The 18803-nt window shown below is 71.6% G+C and carries 15 protein-coding genes; 5 read left to right on the forward strand and 10 right to left on the reverse strand.

Annotated features, from left to right (window positions below; translation table 11 throughout):
* Positions 1–51 precede the first annotated feature (51 nt).
* Positions 52–2304 carry an MMPL family transporter gene (locus ACWIF2_RS19280; protein ID WP_454361709.1) on the forward strand — a complete coding sequence of 751 codons (2253 nt, stop codon included), beginning with the start codon at positions 52–54 and terminating at the stop codon, positions 2302–2304.
* 104 nt (positions 2305–2408) lie between these two features.
* On the opposite strand, the gene mgt is transcribed toward ACWIF2_RS19280, so the two are convergent.
* From mgt to ACWIF2_RS19295, 3 genes are read right to left on the reverse strand one after another with little or no spacing between them, the layout of a single operon-like run.
* Positions 2409–3674 carry a macrolide-inactivating glycosyltransferase gene (mgt, locus tag ACWIF2_RS19285; RefSeq protein ID WP_454361710.1) on the reverse strand — a complete coding sequence of 422 codons (1266 nt, stop codon included), beginning with the start codon at positions 3672–3674 and terminating at the stop codon, positions 2409–2411.
* Positions 3671–3805 carry a hypothetical protein gene (locus ACWIF2_RS19290; protein ID WP_454361711.1) on the reverse strand — a complete coding sequence of 45 codons (135 nt, stop codon included), beginning with the start codon at positions 3803–3805 and terminating at the stop codon, positions 3671–3673. The genes mgt and ACWIF2_RS19290 overlap by 4 nt, the downstream gene beginning before the upstream one ends.
* Positions 3802–4431, reverse strand: coding sequence for a response regulator transcription factor (locus tag ACWIF2_RS19295; protein ID WP_454361712.1), 630 nt, complete (start codon positions 4429–4431; stop codon positions 3802–3804). Before ACWIF2_RS19295 ends, ACWIF2_RS19290 begins: the two co-directional genes overlap by 4 nt.
* Positions 4432–4570: 139 nt before the next feature.
* Here ACWIF2_RS19295 and ACWIF2_RS19300 point away from each other — a divergent pair, with 139 nt between their 5' ends.
* Complete coding sequence (locus ACWIF2_RS19300; protein WP_454361713.1) at positions 4571–5449, forward strand: DUF3152 domain-containing protein; 879 nt, start codon at positions 4571–4573, stop codon at positions 5447–5449.
* 23 nt (positions 5450–5472) lie between these two features.
* On the opposite strand, the gene ACWIF2_RS19305 is transcribed toward ACWIF2_RS19300, so the two are convergent.
* The 3 genes from ACWIF2_RS19305 to ACWIF2_RS19315 are packed head-to-tail and all read right to left on the reverse strand — an operon-like array spanning position 5473 to position 8518.
* Positions 5473–6753 (reverse strand): ABC transporter substrate-binding protein, encoded by a 1281-nt coding sequence (locus tag ACWIF2_RS19305; protein ID WP_454361714.1) that lies wholly within the window; start codon positions 6751–6753, stop codon positions 5473–5475.
* Positions 6753–7586, reverse strand: a complete 834-nt coding sequence (locus ACWIF2_RS19310; RefSeq protein ID WP_454361715.1) for a carbohydrate ABC transporter permease — start codon at positions 7584–7586, stop codon at positions 6753–6755. Before ACWIF2_RS19310 ends, ACWIF2_RS19305 begins: the two co-directional genes overlap by 1 nt.
* The gene (locus tag ACWIF2_RS19315) at positions 7583–8518 is read right to left on the reverse strand and encodes a carbohydrate ABC transporter permease (RefSeq protein WP_454361716.1); all 936 of its coding nucleotides are present in this window, start codon (positions 8516–8518) and stop codon (positions 7583–7585) included. The genes ACWIF2_RS19310 and ACWIF2_RS19315 overlap by 4 nt, the downstream gene beginning before the upstream one ends.
* 168 nt (positions 8519–8686) lie before the next feature.
* On the opposite strand from ACWIF2_RS19315, the gene ACWIF2_RS19320 reads away from it, so the two are divergent.
* On the forward strand, positions 8687–9550 hold the full coding sequence (locus ACWIF2_RS19320; protein ID WP_454361717.1) for a phosphotransferase enzyme family protein: 864 nt from the start codon (positions 8687–8689) through the stop codon (positions 9548–9550).
* 19 nt (positions 9551–9569) lie between these two features.
* Here ACWIF2_RS19320 and ACWIF2_RS19325 read toward each other — a convergent pair whose 3' ends face one another.
* From ACWIF2_RS19325 to ACWIF2_RS19340, 4 genes are all read right to left on the reverse strand, one after another.
* On the reverse strand, positions 9570–10292 hold the full coding sequence (locus ACWIF2_RS19325) for an exonuclease domain-containing protein (protein WP_454361718.1): 723 nt from the start codon (positions 10290–10292) through the stop codon (positions 9570–9572).
* A 152-nt stretch (positions 10293–10444) separates the two neighbouring features.
* Complete coding sequence (locus ACWIF2_RS19330) at positions 10445–11686, reverse strand: SAV2148 family HEPN domain-containing protein (protein WP_454361719.1); 1242 nt, start codon at positions 11684–11686, stop codon at positions 10445–10447.
* Between the two features lie 114 nt (positions 11687–11800).
* A complete protein-coding gene (locus ACWIF2_RS19335; protein ID WP_454361720.1) occupies positions 11801–13126 on the reverse strand; it encodes a copper amine oxidase in 1326 nt (441 codons plus the stop codon).
* A 46-nt stretch (positions 13127–13172) separates the two neighbouring features.
* Positions 13173–13985, reverse strand: coding sequence for a Tat pathway signal sequence domain protein (locus tag ACWIF2_RS19340; protein ID WP_454361721.1), 813 nt, complete (start codon positions 13983–13985; stop codon positions 13173–13175).
* A 182-nt stretch (positions 13986–14167) separates the two neighbouring features.
* Here ACWIF2_RS19340 and glgX point away from each other — a divergent pair, with 182 nt between their 5' ends.
* Together glgX and treY are read left to right on the forward strand one after the other, a co-directional pair.
* Positions 14168–16297 carry a glycogen debranching protein GlgX gene (glgX, locus tag ACWIF2_RS19345; RefSeq protein ID WP_454361722.1) on the forward strand — a complete coding sequence of 710 codons (2130 nt, stop codon included), beginning with the start codon at positions 14168–14170 and terminating at the stop codon, positions 16295–16297.
* Between the two features lie 126 nt (positions 16298–16423).
* A complete protein-coding gene (treY, locus tag ACWIF2_RS19350) occupies positions 16424–18793 on the forward strand; it encodes a malto-oligosyltrehalose synthase (protein WP_454361723.1) in 2370 nt (789 codons plus the stop codon).
* Positions 18794–18803: the final 10 nt, after the last annotated feature.

Here is an 18803-nt window from a genome sequence, read left to right on the forward strand (position 1 = left end):
GAAAGGGGGCGGCAGGGGGCCGCCACCGCTGCACGAGGGGGCGAGCCCGTCATGGGGAACGGAGAAGCGCGGGTGCGGGGCCTGGCCGCCCGGGCCGGCGGCTGGAGCGCCCGGCACCGATGGGCCGCCGTCGGCATCTGGGTACTGTTCGTCGTCCTGGCGATGGGGCTCGGTTCGGCCGCGGGCCGGGTCGACGTCAAGGACAGCGACCAGCTCAAGGGAGAGACGCACACCGCCGCGCGGATCATCGAGGACGCCGGGATCGACGAGCCGGCCGGTGAGACGGTCCTGATCCAGGCCAAGGGCGGTGAACTCAAGGCCACGGACGCGGAGTTCAGGGACGCCGTCGCCGCCGTGGTCCGGGCCGTCGAGGCGACCGGCCGGGTCACCGACGTGACCTCGCCGTACGACACGAAGACGATCTCGAAGGACGGGCGCAGCGCGCTCGTGCAGTTCGACATGCGCGGCGAGGCGGACACCGCAGGCGAGCGGGTCGAGCCGGTGCTGAAGGCCGTCGAGGGCGTCCAGAAGGACCACGCGTCGCTGCGGATCGAGGAGATCGGCGGCGCCAGCATGATGAAGACGTTCGACGACGCGTTCGGGGACGACTTCAAGAAGGCCGAGTACTCGGCGGTGCCGGTGGCTTTCGGCATTCTGCTCATCGCCTTCGGCGCGCTGGTGGCGGCCCTGTTGCCGATGGCACTGGCGGTCACCGCGATCATGGCGACGATGGGCCTGATGGGTCTCGTCAGCCACCTCCAGCCGATGAGCGACACCGCCAACTCCGTGATGCTGCTGGTCGGCATGGCGGTCGGCGTCGACTACTGCCTGTTCTATCTGCGCCGGGAGCGCGAGGAGCGCGAGGCCGGCCATGACGCGCGGACGGCCCTCAGGATCGCCGCCGCGACCAGTGGCCGCGCGATCGTCGTCTCCGGTGTCACGGTCTGCGTGGCCATGGCGGGCATGCTGTTCACCGGGCTCGCCGAGTTCGAGGCGATGGGCCTGGCCTCGCTGATGGTGGTGGCCGTGGCCATGGTGGGGTCCGTGACGGTACTGCCCGCGCTGCTGTCGCTGCTGGGCGAGCGCGTGGAGAAGGGCCGCATTCCGTTCCTGAACCGGCGCAAGCCGGGCGCCCGCCAGGACAGCCGGTTCTGGACGGCCGTACTGCGGCGTGTCCTCGCCCGGCCCGTGATCTCCGTGGCGGTGGCGGCCGGTGCGCTGCTGGCCATCACGGCTCCCGCGCTCGGCATGAAGACACAGCAGTTCACGCTGGACCAGGAGTTCGGCGACTCGCTGCCGATCGTGCAGACGTACAACCGGCTCAACGGCGCCTTCCCGGGCGGCTCGGAGCCGGCCGAGGTGGTCGTCAAGGCGGACGACATCAACGCGCCGGAGGTGAAGTCCGCGCTCGCCGACTTCCGCGACCGGGCGATCAGTTCGGGCGCCTCGCGCGGCCCGGTGGAGATCAAGCTGCACGACGCGCAGAACGTCGCGTTCGTCTACGTCCCGCTGGTCGGCGGCTCCGACCAGGACAAGGCGGGCGAGAGCCTGGACAAGCTGCGTGACGAGGTGCGCCCGGCCACGCTCGGCAGGGTCGAGGGCGTCGAGGCGCCGATCACCGGGCAGATCGCGGGGTCGAAGGACTTCAACGACCAGCTGGCCGGAGCGGTCGTCCCGGTCTTCGCGTTCGTCGTGGTCTTCGCCTTCGCGCTGATGCTGCTGTCGTTCCGCTCGCTGACGATCGCGCTCACGTCGATCGTGCTGAACCTGCTGTCGGTGGGCGCGGCCTACGGCATCCTCGTCGCGGTCTTCCAGCACGGCTGGGGCGCGTCCCTGGTGGGCGCGGAGGGCGTCGGCGCGATCATCACCTGGCTGCCGCTGTTCCTGTTCGTGATCCTGTTCGGCCTGTCGATGGACTACCACGTGTTCGTGGTCTCCCGGATACGGGAGGCGCGGCTGCGGGGTCTGGAGACCAAGGACGCGATCCGGCACGGTGTGGTCACCACGGCCGGTGTCGTCACCAGTGCCGCGGTCATCATGGTCGCCGTGTTCGCGATCTTCGGGACGCTGTCGATGCAGTCCATGAAGCAGATGGGCGTGGGGCTCGCGGCCGCGGTGCTCATCGACGCGACGATCATCCGGGGCGTGCTGCTGCCGGCGGTCATGGCGCTGCTCGGTGAGCGCAACTGGTACCTGCCGAAGTGGCTGCACCGGCTGCCGGACCTCACCCACGACGAGGCGCCGCAGGCGGTCGTCACGGGACCGGCGGCCCGGGACGACGAGGGCGAGCCCGTCAGGGTCTGATCCCCGCCGCTGGGGCTGTGCCCCGCCGCTGTCCGAAGGGCCCGTTGGTTGCCGGTGCAGCCAACGGGCCCTTTCAGTGGCGCAAGGGCAGAGGAGCGCCCCGACTAGCCCTGGCGAACGGGCAGTTCGGCCTCGATGAGGTCGGCCGCGCGGTGGGTGCCGCCCTCCTGGGCCAGCTCGGCCTGGAGGTCCTTCAGGCGGCGGGCGACCTCCGGGTCGCCGAGCAGGGCGAGGGCCGCCTCGCGCAGGGTGTCACCGGTCGCCTCCTCGGTGGGGACGCACCGGGCGACGCCGAGGCTCTGGAGAACCTCCGCGTTGCCGAACTGGTCCGCTGCCTGCGGTACGGCGATCATCGGCGTGGCGGTCGCCAGGCCCTCCTGGCTGCCGCCCGCGCCGGCGTGCGTCACGAACAGGTCCGCCTGCCTGAGGATCGCCGGCTGCGGAACCCAGGAGTGCACCTCGACGTTGGCGGGGACGTCCCCGAGTTCGGCCGGGTCTACGTGCTTGCCGATCGACAGCACCAGATGCCAGCCGGGCAGGTCGCCGAACGCCTTGACGCACTCCCGGTAGAAGCCGGGCTGCTTGGTGAAGGCGGACCCGAGGGAGACGAGCGCGACCTTCTCGGCACCGGCCGGCCGCTGCCAGTCGCCCTCGGAGGTGCGCCGGCCCTGGCACGCCCCGACGAAGGTGTACACACTCGGGTCGACCCGATCCGCGTTCCACTGGAACGCCCTGGGGATCAGGACGAGCGAGCGGTCGGGACGCCCCACGAACGGGTCGGGGTGCAGGGTGATCCCGTTCTCCTCCAGCCAGGCGTGGAACCGGGCGTAGTAAGCGCGCCCGCGCTCGGTCTTCTTCGGCTCCTCCCACATGGGCTCGGCGACCTCCTCCTCGTACCCCTCCCAGGCGACCATGGCCGGTGACAGGGAGATCGCGGGCACGCCCCAGCGGTGGGCGAGGACGCGGGCCGGGTAGGAGGCGATGTCGTGCAGCACGAGGTCCGGCTCGTCGCCCTCGTAGGACTCGATCAGCTGCGGGAGGGCCTGGATCGCGTCGTCGAGGAACGGCTCCACGTTGTCCAGCAGCGTGCTCCCCCACGCCTCGGGGTCGTCGTCGGGCGAGGGCAGAGTGGAGTTCCAGCGCTTCACCTCGGCACCGGTGTCCGCGACCTTCTCCGCGAAGACCGGCGGGATCGCATAGGTCACCCGGTGGCCGCGCGCCACGAGCTCGCGGATCACCTCGAGGCTCGGGTTCACGTGGCCGTGGGCGGCGATGGAGAACATGGCGATGTGCGCGCGACGGGTCATGCGCCGACCGTACGCGAGACGAGACGTCTCGTGCAACTTATTCAGGTCGCCGATATCGATCATGTGGCGGGGCAGCGCGCCGCCGTGCCCTCGACACGGCGGCCGTCCCGGCCCACGACCGTGACCGTCACCGGGTCGTCCCCGGGGTTCGACAACCGCGCGGCGGCGCCGGCGGTGCAGATCAGCTGGGTCACCGCGAGGTCAGGCAGATCGCCGGCGGAGGACAGGGACAGCTCGATGGACACCCGGTTGTCCCGCGTCGTGACCTTCGCGAAGTCCGTGGCCGGGGAGGCCCGCGGGGCCTTTGTGGCCGGTGCCCGCGAGGCCTCCGTGGCCGGGGGCCGGTCTGGATCGGCCGGGACGGCCGACGGCAGGTCCGCCCCGGCGCGGGACGGGCTCGGGCCTGCCGTCCGCCACGAAGTAGACCCAGAGCGTCGGCACGACCCCGCCGGCGGGCCGTCGCCCGGCGCAGGACGGCCCGGATGCGCGCCTCGAGGACCCGGGCCTGCACGGGCTTGACGACGTAGTCGTCGGCCCCGGCCTCCAGCCCTACGACGATGTCCACGTCGTCGCCGCGCGCGGTCGCCATGAGGATCGGCAGCGTCTGGTCCAGGGCACGCATGGCGCGGCACACGTCCAGGCCCGGCATGCCGGGCAGCATCAGGTCGAGCACCACGACGTCCGGCCGGAAGGACCGCAGCCGCTCCAGCCCCTCCTCCCCCGTCTCGGCGGCGGCGACGTCGTGTCCCTGGCGGCGCAGGGCGAGGGCGACTCCTTCACGGACGGCGCGGTCGTCTTCGATCAGCAGAACTCGTGGCATGGGCTCAGTATCCGCAGGCCCGCGCGCGAACGGACTCCTGTTACCGGATGATCACACAGGCCTTTCGGCAGATCTTCGTTATATTCCTGTTACCCTTCGCGCCATGTTCGATCACATGACCCCCGCAATCTGAACGACCATGACCGCGCACTCCACACCTCCGTCCCGCAGCCGCCGCAGGAACGGACGACCCTCGCACTCCGCCGGGCGGCGCGGCCGCAAGGGCCCACTGTTAGCGGGCCTGTCCGCGCTGGCGCTGCTAGGAGCAGCCGGAATCGCGGCGGTGGAATGGACATCGGCGAAGCCCGGGGGAACGGCGGCCGAGGCCGGCTCGGGCCCCGCGACCGAGCCCGCGCCGGGCTCCCCGGCCACCACCACCCCGGCCAGGCCCCTCCCGCCGTCGGACCCGTCCACCCCGACCGCCTCGCCCTCCCCCTCCGCACGGCCGGAGATCCCCGCCACCGGCCCCGGCACCTTCGCCGTCGCCCCCGGCTCGGGCCCCAAGGCGGGGCAGGGCAGGACCCTGCGCTACCGGGTCGACGTCGAGGACGGCATCGACCTGTCCGCCTCGGACGTCGCCGAGCAGGTGGAGAACGTCCTGGCCGACCGGCGCGGCTGGACGGCGGACGGCCGTTCGGCGTTCCGCCGGGTGTCGAGCGGGCCCACCGACTTCGTCGTGAAGGTCGCCACCGCCGGGACCGTGGACAAGATCTGCGGACACTACGGCCTGGACACCGGCGGCGAGGTCAACTGCAACGTCGCCAAGAACGTCATGGTCAACCTCAAGCGCTGGCTCCTGGCAACTCCCGTCTACGCCAAGGACGTCAAGGCATACCGGGCCCTCATCATCAACCACGAGGTCGGCCACTTCCTCGGCCACGGCCACGTCGGCTGCCCCGGCCCCGGCAAGCCGGCCCCCGCGATGATGCAGCAGATCAAGGGCATGCGCGGCTGCGCGCCCAACGTCTGGCCCTACGACGAGCGGGGCCGGTACCTCACGGGCCTCGCCGTGCCTTGAACGGAGCCGGACCGGCGACGCCGTCAGCGCTGATAGCGCGCCAGCACCAGGTTGCCGTCCTCCTCCAGCCGTTCGCGCAGCTCGCCGAGTCCGATGGCGCCGCTGTAGTACTCCTGCAGGGCCGGGGTCGCCACCTTGTCCTTCCACTCGGGGTAGCCCCGCACCGTCTGCGCGAGCGCCGGGCGCAGGTGCTCGGCGAGGGCGGTGCCGGTGGCCCAGCCGTGCTCGGACGTGCGCAGGGCCGGGTCGGCCAGCGCCCGGGTGCCGGTGGGCAGCATCCAGTCCCCGAGGGCGAGGCGGACCATGTTGGGCGGTCTGAGGAGGAAGTCGATGAAGGCGGCGGCCTCCTTCTTGTGCGGGCAGTCCTCGGCGACGGAGAGGGTCTGCGGGCTGACGCCCTGGGTGAGCCCTCCGGCGCCGGCCGGGGCGGGCAGCACCTGCCAGTCGAAGCCCTTCGGCGCCTGCTGCACGATCTGCTGACGGTAGGAGAAGCCGAGCGGGACCATCGCGTATCTTCCGCCGAAGAAGCCGGGCAGGGTGTCGCCGCCGCCGCTGCCCAGGGTCGTGGGCGAGGCGCTGCGGTCGGTGCCGACCTGCTCCTGGATGGTGCGCGGCACCACCTGGTCGGCCGTCCCGAACCGGACAGTCACCTTGCCGTCCGCCCCACGGTGGAAGAGCTGTCCGCCCGCCGACAGGGAGAGGTTGAGCGTGGCGGAGACGGGCTCCTTCAGCGGCCAGGCGATGCCGTACTTCCCCCGGTCGCTGAGGCGTTCGGTGATCCGCCGGAACTCGGCCCAGCTCCACGGCTTCTCCGGGGTCGGGATCCGCACCCCGGACTGCCGGAGCCACTTCGCGTTGGCCATCAGCACCCGTGGCTCCTGGAGGAACGGCACGCCGTAGATGCCTTCCCCGAAGGTCGTCGTCTCCCAACTGCGCCGCGGGATGTCCGACTTCAGCCGCGCGGGCAGCAGGTCGGTGAGATCGGCCAGGTAACCGCCGTAGGCGAAGTCCGCCAGGTCGTCGGAGGCGTCATGGATGATGTCGGGTGCCTCGCCGCCCTCGAAGGCGGTGAGGAGCTGGTCGTGGACACTGTCCCAGGAGCCCTGGACGTACTCGACCCGGACGTCCGGGTGGGTGGCGTTCCACTCCTTCACCAGCGCCTTGTTGGCCTCGACGGACTCCTCCTGCCAGGCCAGGGACTGGAAGCGCAGGGTGATCCGGCCGTCGTCTCGGGTGCCGCCGGAGGAGCAGCCGGCGAGGAGCAGCAGAAGGGCCAGGACCAGGGCCGGCAGACGGGCGCGCATCAGCTCTTCACCGCCCCGGTGAGCATGCCGCCCGTGATCCGCCGCTGGATGAGGGCGAAGACGACCAGCGAGGGCAGCGTCGCGAGGAACGCGGCGGCCGCGAGCGGGCCGAGGTCGGCGGCGCCCTCGGCCCCGATGAAGTGGGTGAGCACCACCGGCAGGGTCTGCTTCTCCGGGGTCTTGAGCAGCACCAGCGCGAAGAAGAACTCGTTCCACGCCGTGATGAACGCGAACAGCCCCGTCGCCACGATGCCCGGCGCGAGCAGCGGTGCCGTCACCGACACCAGCGTGCGCACCCGGCCCGCCCCGTCGACCGCGGCCGCCTCCTCCAACTCGGGCGGTACGGCCCGCACATACCCGGCGAGCATCCACAGCGCGAAGGGCAGCGCCCACACCACGTACACCAGCACCAGCCCCGGCACGGAGTTGATCATTCGGAGGTTCTTCAGCACGAGGAACAGCGGGATGATCAGCAGCACGAACGGGAACGCCTGGCTGACCACCACCCAGCCCGTCACCGCCTTCGCCAGCCGGGTGCGCCGCCGGGCGATGACATAGGCCATCGGCGTCGCGATCAGCACGGCGATGACCGCCGCTCCGAGCGCGGCGAGCAGGGAGTTGAGGGCGGCGTGCAGCAGCGGCTGTTCGTCGAAGGCCTGCCGGAAGTTGGCGAGGGTGGGGTCCTCCGGGATCCACGTCGGATGCAGACTGCCCAGCTCGCGCGGCGGCTTGAACGCCGTGGAGAGAAGCCAGAGGAACGGGAAGGCGAGGAAGACGAGGTACGCGAGCAGCGCGGTGTACTGGCCGACGCGGGCCGGGGTGCTGGTCCTCACGCGTCGTCACCTCCCCTGAGGCGCCCGGCGAGGAACACTGCCAGGGCGATCGAGATCACGGCCACCATCACGCAGCCCATCGCCGCCGCGTAGCCGAACTGCCCGTAGCGGAAGGCCTCCTCGTAGGCGAAGAGCATGGGCAGCCGGGTCCGGCCGCCCGGACCGCCGTTGGTGAGCACATAGACCAGGGCGAAGGAGTTGAAGTTCCAGATGAGGTTGAGCGCGGTGATGGCGAGGGCGATGGGTCTGAGGGCGGGCCAGGTGACCGTGCGGAAGCGGCGCCAGGCACCCGCCCCGTCGACCGCCGCCGCCTCGTGCAGTTCCCGCGGGGTGTTCTGCAGCCCGGCGAGCAGCGCCACCGTCGTCTGCGGCATGCCCGCCCAGACGCCGACGAGGATCACGGCGGGCAGCGCGGTCGCCAGCCCGCTCAGCCAGTCGCGTCCGCCGCCCACGCCGATGTCGCGCAGGGTCTCGTTGAGGATGCCCGCGTCCGGGTTGTAGACGAGCCGCCACATGATGCCGACGACGACCTCGGGCATGGCCCAGGGGATGATCGCCAGGGCGCGGGCCAGCCAGCGCAGCCGCAGCTCCTGGTTGAGCAGCAGGGCGAGGCCCAGCGCGAGCAGGAACTGCGGCACGGTCACCCCGACCGCCCACACCAGCCCGATCCGGAACGACTCCCAGAACAACGTGTCGTGCAGCAGGTCCCGGAAGTTGAGGCCGCCGATCCACCGCGTGGCCTCGGTGCGGCCCGACTGGGCGTCGGTGAAAGCCAGCAGGATCCCGTACACCAGCGGGCCGACGCTGAGGACGAGGATGGGGATCAGGGCGGGCAGTACAAGGAACCAGGCGCCGTGGTCCACGGCCCGGCGGGGCCTGGCCCGGCCCGGTGCCGGATCGGCCGGCTTCCTCACCTCGGTCACCGACGTCACGGCATCAGCCCCTTCGCTCGGCTCGGACGGGCCACGTCATGGTCGTGAAGACGGCCTGCCTCGTCAAGGCACCGCGCACACGGTCCCACCTGTGCGAATGGGACACTGACGGACGGATGGCCGGAACCCGACGGCGACACACAAGGACCTGGACGACGGAGGCGGACGATGGACGAGGCACGGGCGCGGGAGGTACTGGCCGCGGCGGGCGTGCCGGGCAGTGCGGCCCACGAGGCGCGACTGCTGGCGCTGGGCGAGAACGCGGTGTTCGCCGCCGGTGACCTGGTCGTCAAGGTCGGCCGTGACGCCGAGCTCCTCGACCGGGCGCGCCACGAGCTGGACGTCGCGGTGTGGCTCGCGGAGGCGGGCGTGCCCGCGGTGCGGGCCGCCGAGCCGAAGGCGCTGCTGGTCGAGGGGCACCCGGTGACGGTGTGGCACCGGCTGCCCGATGCCGTACGGCCCGCCGAGCCGAGGGATCTGGCCGAACTGCTACGGGTCGTGCACACCACGCCTCTTCCTCCTTTCGAACTGCCGGCCCGCGATCTGCTGGGCGGTGTGGAACGCTGGCTGCGGCACGCGGGCGATGCCATCGACCCCGCGGACGCGGCGTATCTGCGCGAGCGGCGGGACGGCTTCGCCGCGGAGGCCGCCGCCCTGACGCCGCGGCTGCCGCCCGGCCCGATCCACGGCGACGCGCTGCCCCGCAATGTGCATGTCGGCCCGGACGGGCCGGTTCTGGTCGACCTGGAGACGGTCTCCGCCGACCTGCGCGAGCACGATCTGGTGGTGATGGCGCTGTCGCATGACCGGTACGGACTCGCGGACGAGGCGTACGCGTCCTTCACCGAGACGTACGGGTGGGATGTCCGGGAGTGGGACGGGTGCTCGGTGCTGCGCGGCGCCCGGGAGACGGCCAGTTGTGCTTGGGTGGCCCAGCACGCACCGAGCAACCCGAAGGCACTGGCCGAGTTCGAGCGGCGAGTGGCGTCGCTGCGGGAGGGCGACGAGACGGTGCGGTGGTATCCGTTCTGAGGGCCGGGGCCCCGCCCGGTCAGACCGGCTCGTCCGCCAACTCCCGCAGGGGCCACGCCCCGTCCACCACAGCGGTCGCGTCACCCTTGCCGCGCAGGAAGCTCTGGAAGTCCGCCGCCCATTCCGCGTACCACTCGATCTGGCGGTGGTGCAGGTCCGCCGGGCCCAGGCCGGCGATCTTGGGGTGGCGGTCGGCTATCGCGCAGGCCAGCCGGGCCGCCGCCAGGGCGTCGGCCGTCGCGTCGTGGGCGGAGTCGAGGACCACGCCGTACTCCGAGCAGACCGCCTGGAGGTTGCGCTTGCCGCGGCGATAGCGGTCGACCCAGCGGTCGATGGTGTACGGGTCGATGACCGGGGCGGGGTCCACTCCGCCCAGTCGGTCGCGCAGGGACGGCAGTCCGTACCTCCGCAACTCGGCGGAGAGCAGGGTCAGGTCGAAGGCCGCGTTGTAGGCGACGACCGGCACGCCCGACTTCCAGTAGGAGGTGAGGACGTCGGCGAGGGCGTCCGCCACCTGGTCGGCCGGTCTGCCCTCGGCCGCCGCGCGTTCATTGCTGATGCCGTGCACCGCCACCGCGTCCTCGGGGATCGGCACCCCCGGGTCGGCCAGCCACTCGCGGCGGCCCATCGGCTCCCCGTCCCTGACCTCGATCACGGCCCCCGTGACGATGCGCGCCTCGCGCGGATCGGTGCCCGTCGTCTCCAGGTCGAAGCCGATCAGCAGCTCCCGGTGCCAGCCCATGGGCGGTCCCCCTTCTTGTGGTGCGTCCCCCGGTGGTGTCCCCCAGTGGTCTCCACCTTCGCATGCGCCACTGACAATCCGAGGAACGCGTTCCGCTTACGCCCGGCGGCGGCCGGGTGAACCGGCACAACCGCCCCACAGCGGGGCACCGTTCACGACACCGGCCGCGAATCCGCCCACATCACCTCGAACTCCTCGCGATAGGTGGGAAAGAGGCCGCTTTCGTCGATCTCGCCCGGCTTGACCGTCTTGCTGCCGTTGCGCAGCACGAACACCGGCGCCTCCATGCCACGGGTCCGGCGCAGATAGTTCTGCACGACCGCGATGCCGTCCGCCCCGTCGCCGTCGACCAGATACGCCGTGAAGCGGGGCGTCTCGTCGAAGACCTGGATCTCGAAGGCACCCGGGTCGCGCAGCCGGGCGCGCACCCGGCGCATGTGCAGGATGTTCATCTCGACGGCCCGGCTGAGCTCGCCGCGCTTGATGCCCAGTTCGCGCTCGCGCCGCTTGACCGCGCTGGAGGCCGGGTTGAGGAACAGCAGCCGCACCCGGCAGCCCGACTCGGCCAGCCGCACCAGCCGGCGGCCGGAGAAGTTCTGCACGAGCAGGTTGAGGCCTATGCCGATGGCGTCGAGGCGGCGGGCGCCGCCGAAGATGTCCTCGGCCGGGAACTGGCGCATCAGCCGCACCCGGTCCGGGTGGACGGCGACCACGTCGGCGTACCGGTCGCCGACCAGGTCCTCGACGGCGTCGACGGGCAGCCGGCGTGCCGACGGCACGTCACCGTCGGCGCCGAGCATCTCCAGCAGCCGGGCCGAGGCGCGCTCGGCCTGGTTCAGAACGGCCTCGGACAGGGCCCGGTTGCGGGAGACGACGTTCCGGGTGACCTCCAGCTCGTCCAGGGCGAGCTCGACATCCCGGCGGTCGTCGAAGTAGGGCTCGAAGCAGGGCCAGTGCTGCACCATCAGCTCGCGCAGCTGGGGCAGGGTGAGGAAGGACAGGACGTTGTCGTCGGCCGGGTCGAGCAGATAGCCCTTGCGGCGGCTGACCTCGCGTACGGCGACGGCGCGCTGCACCCATTCCTGCCCGGCGGGTCCGGCGGCGGCCACCACCCAGTCGTCGCCGTGGACGGGTTCGTAGATGGGCCGCAGTACGGCGGCCACGACCGCGCGCAGCCGCTGTTCGACGAGGTTCAGCCAGATGTAGGCGCGGCCGGCCCGCTGGGCGCGGGTGCGCACCTCGCGCCAGGCGTCGGCGTCCCAGTCCAGTTCCGGGCCGATCGAGCCCGTCGCGTCCATCGGCCGCGCCAGGGACACGGCACCGGTCGGGACGTCTGTGGAGTTCCCCTCGTGACCCTCGTCACCAGGGGGCAGCTCCAGCCCTCCCGAGCCCACCCGCGCACCGCCTTCCGCTCCCCCGAGCCTCCCGAGGGGCCTGGCCCCACCCAACGATCAAGGAAGGGTACTCCGGGAGCGGTCGGCGGTGCAGCCGGATGGGCAGGGTAGTTCTCAACCCCGGGGCTGCCAGTGCCCGTTCTGCCAGCCGAGCTCGGCCGGAGTGAGCGGATTCATAGCCGTGACGTCGCGCGGGGCGATGGAGAATCCCTGCCAGTGGACGGGCATGGGCTGCTGGTCCTCGTCCCGGGCTATGTGGTGGAAGCCGATGTTCGTCCAGACCACCGGGTGCTTGAGGGCCTGTCCGTTCACCCACTTGTCGACGGAGTCGCCGGCTCCGGCACCGCAGTCGCCGGGGTTGTGGCTGGCGAACAGCTCGCACTTGTTGTACTCGGTGAAGTACACGTCGTGCTTGGTGTAGCCGCGTCCCGGGTACTTGGTCGTCGGGCCGGGGACGATCTCGTAGGAGCGCGGGTGCCCGTCCTTGTTCTTGCCGGTCCCGCTGACCACACGCCACCAGCGGTAGTTCTTGCTGTCCCCGGCGAGTTCCTTGGTGACCTCGGTGCGGGTCGTCTTGGTGCTCGGGGCGCGCTGACCCGTGGCCGGGGCGGTGACGGTCGAGTCGTACTGCTCGATCTTGTCGGCGGTGGAGCCGTCGAGGGCGAAGTCGAGCCGCCAGAAGGCGTTGTGGCTGTGGCTGGTGGCCTTGGCGGCGCTCGCGCCCTTGCCGATCGGCCAGCCGCGGCCGTCCCCGGCGTCGTAGTCGTCCCACGACAGGCTGCCGGTGGCGCCGACGTTCATGGTGATCGTGCCGTCGTCCTGGAAGCGCCACTCGGTCATGTACTCGTACCAGCCGACCTGGTTCACGGTGTAGACGAGCAGGTCCTTGCCCTGGGCCTGGTAGACCTTGTTCGCGGTGTCGCCCTGCATGCGGTAGGCGTGGCCGCGGGAGCGGGTGGTGGTGCACAGGCCCTTGACGTTCGGGTCCTCGTTCCAGGAGTCCGGGACCTTGACCGTCTTGATGGTGCCGCCGGGGCACTCGCCGGGCGCCAGGTTCATCAGGCCCTGGGCGAAGTCGAACCCGGTCAGGTCGTCGTACTCGACGTTCCCGTCGTCGTACGGGACGTGGATCTGGCCGAGCCTGGCGCTGTTGAGGACCTTGATCGGCTTGGCTTCGCCCTTGGGCTGGTACGAGATGTTCTCCAGGACGAGGCCGGCCTTGCCGTCGTAGCGCCAGCACATCCGCCAGGTCGTGCCGGTGGAGAGCTTCTGCTCGATGCGGTGGGCGGCGCCGCAGTAGGGCGCGGCCGGCGCCGCGGGGGCGGCCTTCGGCTGGGCGGTGGCGGGTCCCGCGCCGGCCGTGACACCGGCGGCGAGCGTGGCCACGGTCAGGCCCGCGGCCGCCAGGGTGCGGACCTTGCTGTGTCTGTTCACGCGCATGACGAGATGACTCCCTGACATTGAGAGTGAGAGCGAGGAGAGCAGGTCAGCGGTCGAGCCGGGCGGCCTTGCGGGCGCTCAGGTCGATGACGATCGACCTCGCGTCGACCCACGGACCGTTCTTGATCTTCGGGAACAGCCGGACGCAGCGGTGCTCGCCGCACTGGTCGAGCACGGCGGGCTGGGCGCCCGGCGCGGCCCGGTAGACGGCGCCGCTGAGCTGCAGCTGGTCCGGGGAGGTGAGCTCCTTGCCGGTGGCGTCCCGGTAGTCGGCCTTCAGGTCCGCGCCCAGCGGGTCGGCGATCAGCAGCCTGGCCGCCTCTGCCTTCTCGTCGCCGCTCAGGGGCGGCTGGACGCCGTGCTGGGTGCCGGTCCGCACCACCTTGCCGGTGCCGAGGTCGACGGTCCTGGTGACGAGGGTGTCGTCCCGGTAGTCGTAGAACGTCACGTCGGCGCGTCGCGGCGCGTCCGGGTCGCCGACCTCGTCGGCCTCCGGTTCGGCGAGATCGACGCCGAGACGCTGCGGGCCGCGTTCCCCGTCGACGCCCTCACTGCTCTGGAGCAGCTGCCGGTTCAGGGCGATCTTCGCGACCCGTTCGATCTCGTCGTCGGTCAGCGGGTCGCGGCCCGTGCCCTTCTCCCCCTCGGCGGGCGCCTCCTCCACCACCCCCGGCGACACGGCCCGGTCCGCGCCGGACTCCTGCCGGACGGACTGCCCCGCCTGACCCGCCCTGGTCCCCGTTTCGTCCGCCCCCGCCGTGCCCGGCAGCGTGATCCCCACCATCACGGCTGTCCCGGCCACCGCGATGGCCGTACCGGCCACCAGCTTCCCCAAGTGACGGTGCACTATCTTGCGCACATCATCCCCTTACTCCCCTCATCAGCCCCGGGAGTGTGTTCTTTCCCCATTGATTCGGCATATCGCGTACGCACTGGTCACTCGGTAAGAGGGACATAAGTCATAGGAGGTTCCCTCACTTTCGGGGAGACTCGGGCCCAAGGCGTCCCCACCGGCGCCGCACACCTGAAAGAGTCGTATCCATGCAGGTCTGGCCTGGAGAGGCGTATCCACTCGGTGCCACGTACGACGGCGCCGGTACCAATTTCGCGGTCTTCACGGAGGCCGCGGACCGAGTAGAGCTGTGTCTGCTGCACGACGACGGCTCGGAGACGGCGATCGAGCTCCGGGAGAGCGACGCGTTCGTACGGCACGCGTACGTGCCGGGCATCATGCCGGGGCAGCGCTACGGCTTCCGGGTGCACGGCCCGTACGCCCCGGAGCGGGGGCTGCGCTGCAACTCCGCGAAGCTGCTGCTAGACCCGTACGCGCGCGCGATCAGCGGTTCGATCAGCTGGGGTGAGGAGGTGTACGGCTACCACTTCGACGAGCCCGACCGGCGCAACGACCTGGACTCGGCGCCGCACACGATGACGTCGGTCGTGGTCAACCCGTACTTCGACTGGGGCGACGACCGGCTCCCGCGCACCGGGTACCACCACACGGTGATCTACGAGGCCCATGTCAAGGGCCTCACCATGCGCCACCCTGGCCTGCCGGAGGAGCTGCGCGGCACCTACGCGGCCCTCGCCCACCCGGCGGTCATCGAGCACCTCACCGAGCTCGGGGTCACGGCCCTGGAGCTGATGCCCGTACACCAGTTCGTGAACGATCACCGACTGGTCGACATGGGCCTGAACAATTACTGGGGCTACAACACGATCGGTTTCTTCGCCCCGCACAACGCCTACGCGTCCTGGGGCGACCGGGGCCAGCAGGTCCTGGAGTTCAAGTCGGCGGTGAAGGCGCTGCACGAGGCCGGGATCGAGGTGATCCTCGACGTGGTCTACAACCACACCGCCGAGGGCAACCACCTGGGCCCGACGCTGTCCTTCAAGGGCCTGGACAACCCGCGCTACTACCGGCTCACCGACGACCCCCGCTACTACATGGACACGACAGGGACAGGGAACTCCCTGCTCATGCGGTCCCCGCACGTGCTCCAGCTGATCATGGACTCGCTGCGGTACTGGGTCACGGAGATGCATGTCGACGGGTTCCGCTTCGACCTCGCCGCGACGCTGGCCCGGCAGTTCCACGAGGTGGACCGGCTGTCGTCGTTCTTCGACCTGGTGCAGCAGGACCCGGTGGTCTCGCAGGTGAAGCTGATCGCCGAGCCGTGGGACGTGGGCGAGGGCGGCTACCAGGTGGGGAACTTCCCGCCGCTGTGGACCGAGTGGAACGGCAAGTACCGGGACACCGTGCGCGACCTGTGGCGGGGCGAGCAGCGCACCCTCGCGGAGTTCGCCTCACGGCTGACCGGCTCGTCCGACCTGTACCAGGACGACGGCCGGCGCCCGCTGGCCTCCATCAACTTCGTGACCTGCCACGACGGCTTCACGATGCACGACCTGGTGTCCTACAACGACAAGCACAACGAGGCCAACGGCGAGGACAACCGGGACGGCGAGAGCCACAACCGGTCCTGGAACTGCGGGGTCGAGGGCGAGACCGACGACCCGGACGTGCGGCGGCTTCGGGCCCGGCAGATGCGGAACTTCATCGCGACGCTGATGCTGTCCCAGGGCGTGCCCATGATCAGCCACGGCGACGAGTTCGCCCGCACCCAGCGCGGCAACAACAACGCGTACTGCCAGGACAACGAACTGGCCTGGGTCGAGTGGCCGGAGGGCGACGAGGAGGAAGGGGGACTCAAGCGGGAGCTGCTGGCCTTCACGCGCGCGATGGTGTGGCTCCGCCGGGACCACCCGGTCTTCCGCAGGCGGCGCTTCTTCCACGGCCGGCCCGTGGAGGGCACGCACGACGACCTGTCCGACATCGCCTGGTTCACTCCGGAGGGCCGGGAGATGACCCAGCGGGACTGGGACTCGGCGCGGGCGTCGGCGCTGACCGTGTTCCTCAACGGCAACGCGATCTCGGAGCCGGGCGCGCGCGGGGAGCGCATCTCCGACGACTCGTTCCTGCTGATGTTCAACGCCTCGCCGAAGACGCTGGAGTTCGTCGTGCCGGTCGACCACGGGCGGCAGTGGCAGGTCGTGGTCGACACGGCTCGTGCCGACGGTGTGCCGGAGGACAGCGGCGAGAAGGTGCAGGCCGGGGACCGGCTGACCCTGACCGACCGGAGCCTCACGGTGCTCCAGCGGCCCGTGTAGCCGCACCCGCGGCCTCGCCTCGCGCCGGCGGCGCGTCGTCCGGAAAGGGCCACTCGTCCGGGCGACGCGCGGCGCACCCGGCGCGGGCGATGACAGATACGGCGGCGGGGCGGGTACGTACGGTTCATGACACCTGAGCGTCCTGACCCGGTGGTGCCCACGGCCACGTACCGGCTGCAGCTGCAGCCCGACTTCCCCTTCGGGGCCGCGGCGGCCGTGGTGCCGTACCTGGCCTCGCTCGGCGTCTCGCATCTGCATCTGTCCCCCGTCCTGGAGGCCGTGCCGGGCTCGACGCACGGCTATGACGTCGTCGACCACGCGCGCGTGCGTGCGGAGCTGGGCGGCGAGGAGGGGCTGCGGGCGCTGGCCCGCACGGCGCGTGAGCACGGGCTCGGCCTGGTGGCGGACATCGTCCCGAACCACATGGCCATGGCCCCGCGCCACAACCGTGCCCTGTGGGAGGTGCTGCGCGAGGGCCCCAAGTCGCCGTACGCCCGCTGGTTCGACATCGACTGGGAGGCGCAGGACGGCCAGGTGTTGCTGCCGGTGCTCGGCGGACCGCTGGGCGAGGTGCTCGGGGAGCTGCGCGTCGACGGTGACGTCCTGCGCTACTACGACCATGTGTTCCCGCTGCGCGAGGGCACCGAGGACCTGCCGCTGCCGCATCTGCTGGACGCGCAGTGGTACCGCCCGGTGTGGTGGCGGCTGGCCCGGACCGAGCTCAACTACCGGCGGTTCTTCAGCATCTCGGAGCTGATCGGGGTGCGGGTGGAGGACCCCGAGGTGTTCGAGGCCACCCACGGCAAGATCCTCGAGCTGCTGCACGAGGGCGTGATCGACGGGCTGCGCGTCGACCATCCGGACGGGCTCGCCGACCCCGACGGCTACCTCAGGCGGCTGCACGAGGCGACGGGCGGCCGCTGGACGGTGGTGGAGAAGATCCTGGCCGACGGTGAGCACCTGCCGGCGTCCTGGCCCGTCGCGGGGACCACCGGCTACGACGCCCTGCGGCATGTGGACGGGCTCTTCACGGACCCGGCCGGGTTCGGGGACCTCCTGGGGCAGTACCGGCGGTTCGCTGCCCCGCAGACGGACCGGGGCGGGCAGTGGGAGGCGACGGTGCGGCGGGCGGCGTACAAGGTCCTCACGCACGAGCTGGCCACGGAGATGGACCGGCTGACCCGGGTGGCGGGCCGGCTGTGCGCGACCTCGCCGGAGCCCGCCCTGCGCGACCGCGCGCCCTGGGCGCTGCGCACGGCGCTCCAGGAGCTCCTGGTCCGCATGGACGTGTACCGGCCCTACGAGTCGGGCGACGCCGCGTCCGTGGTCACCGAGGAGGCCGCGGCAGAGGCCCGGCAGGCCTTCGCCGTGCCCGAGGAGGCTGGCGCGGTGGACGTCGTACGGGACCTGGTGCTGGGGCGGTACGGCGACGGGCCCGCGCAGGTGGAGTTCCGGACCCGGTTCGCGCAGACCTCGTCGGCGCTGCGGGCGAAGTCCGTGGAGGACACGGCGTTCTACCGGTACGTGCCGCTGCTGTCGGCGACCGAGGTGGGCGGGAATCCCGGCGCTCCCGCGCTGTCGCCGGAGGAGTTCCACGCGTACTGCGCGCGCGTGCAGCGCGACTGGCCGGTGGGCGGGACGGTCGCCTCGACCCACGACACCAAGCGCAGCGGCGATGTCCGGGCGGCGCTGAACGTGCTCACCGAGTGCCCGGACCGCTGGGCGGACGTCCTCGCCGAGGTGACGCGCACCGGCGAGGGCGTGCCGGACGCGCAACTGGCGTGGGCGGCCTGGCAGACGGTGTTCGGTCTTGGCCCGGAGCCGGGGTCGCCCGAGCGGGTGCAGGGCGCGCTGCTGAAGCATGTGCGCGAGGCGGGCCTGTACACGAGCTGGACCGAGCAGGAGCCGCCGTACGAGGAGGCGGTGGCGCGGTTCGTGGCGGCCGGGCCGTGCGGGGCGCCGGCCGAGCGGGTGGCGGCCTTCCGGGAGGCCCTGGAGCCGCACATCCGGGCGAACGTGCTGGGCACGGCCCTGGTCCAGCTGACGATGCCGGGGATCCCGGACGTCTACCAGGGCACGGAGGCCGAGTACCGGGCGCTGGTCGACCCCGACAACCGGCGGGCGGTGGGCTTCCCGCCCGAGGAGCCGGACGGGACCTCCGGGGAGAAGGCCGCGGTGACACGGGCGGCCCTGGGGCTGCGGGGGCGGCGGCCCGATGCCTTCGGTGACACGGCGACGTACACGCCGCTGGCCGCCGAGGGCCCGGCGGCGGCGTACTGCGCGGCGTTCGCCCGCTCCGGCGAGGTGCTCACGGCCGTGACGCGGCTGTCGCTGCGGCTGGCGGAGGCGGGCGGCTGGCGGGACACCTGGCTGCCGCTGCCGCCGGGGCGCTGGGCGGATGCGCTGGAGCCGGGCCGTGAGTTCACCGGGCACGCACGCGTGGAGGAGCTTTTCGCGGTGCTGCCGGTGGCTCTGCTGGAGCGGGTGGGCGATTGAGGGCGGGCTG

The sequence above is a fragment of the Streptomyces sp. NPDC055506 genome (assembly GCF_053643595.1).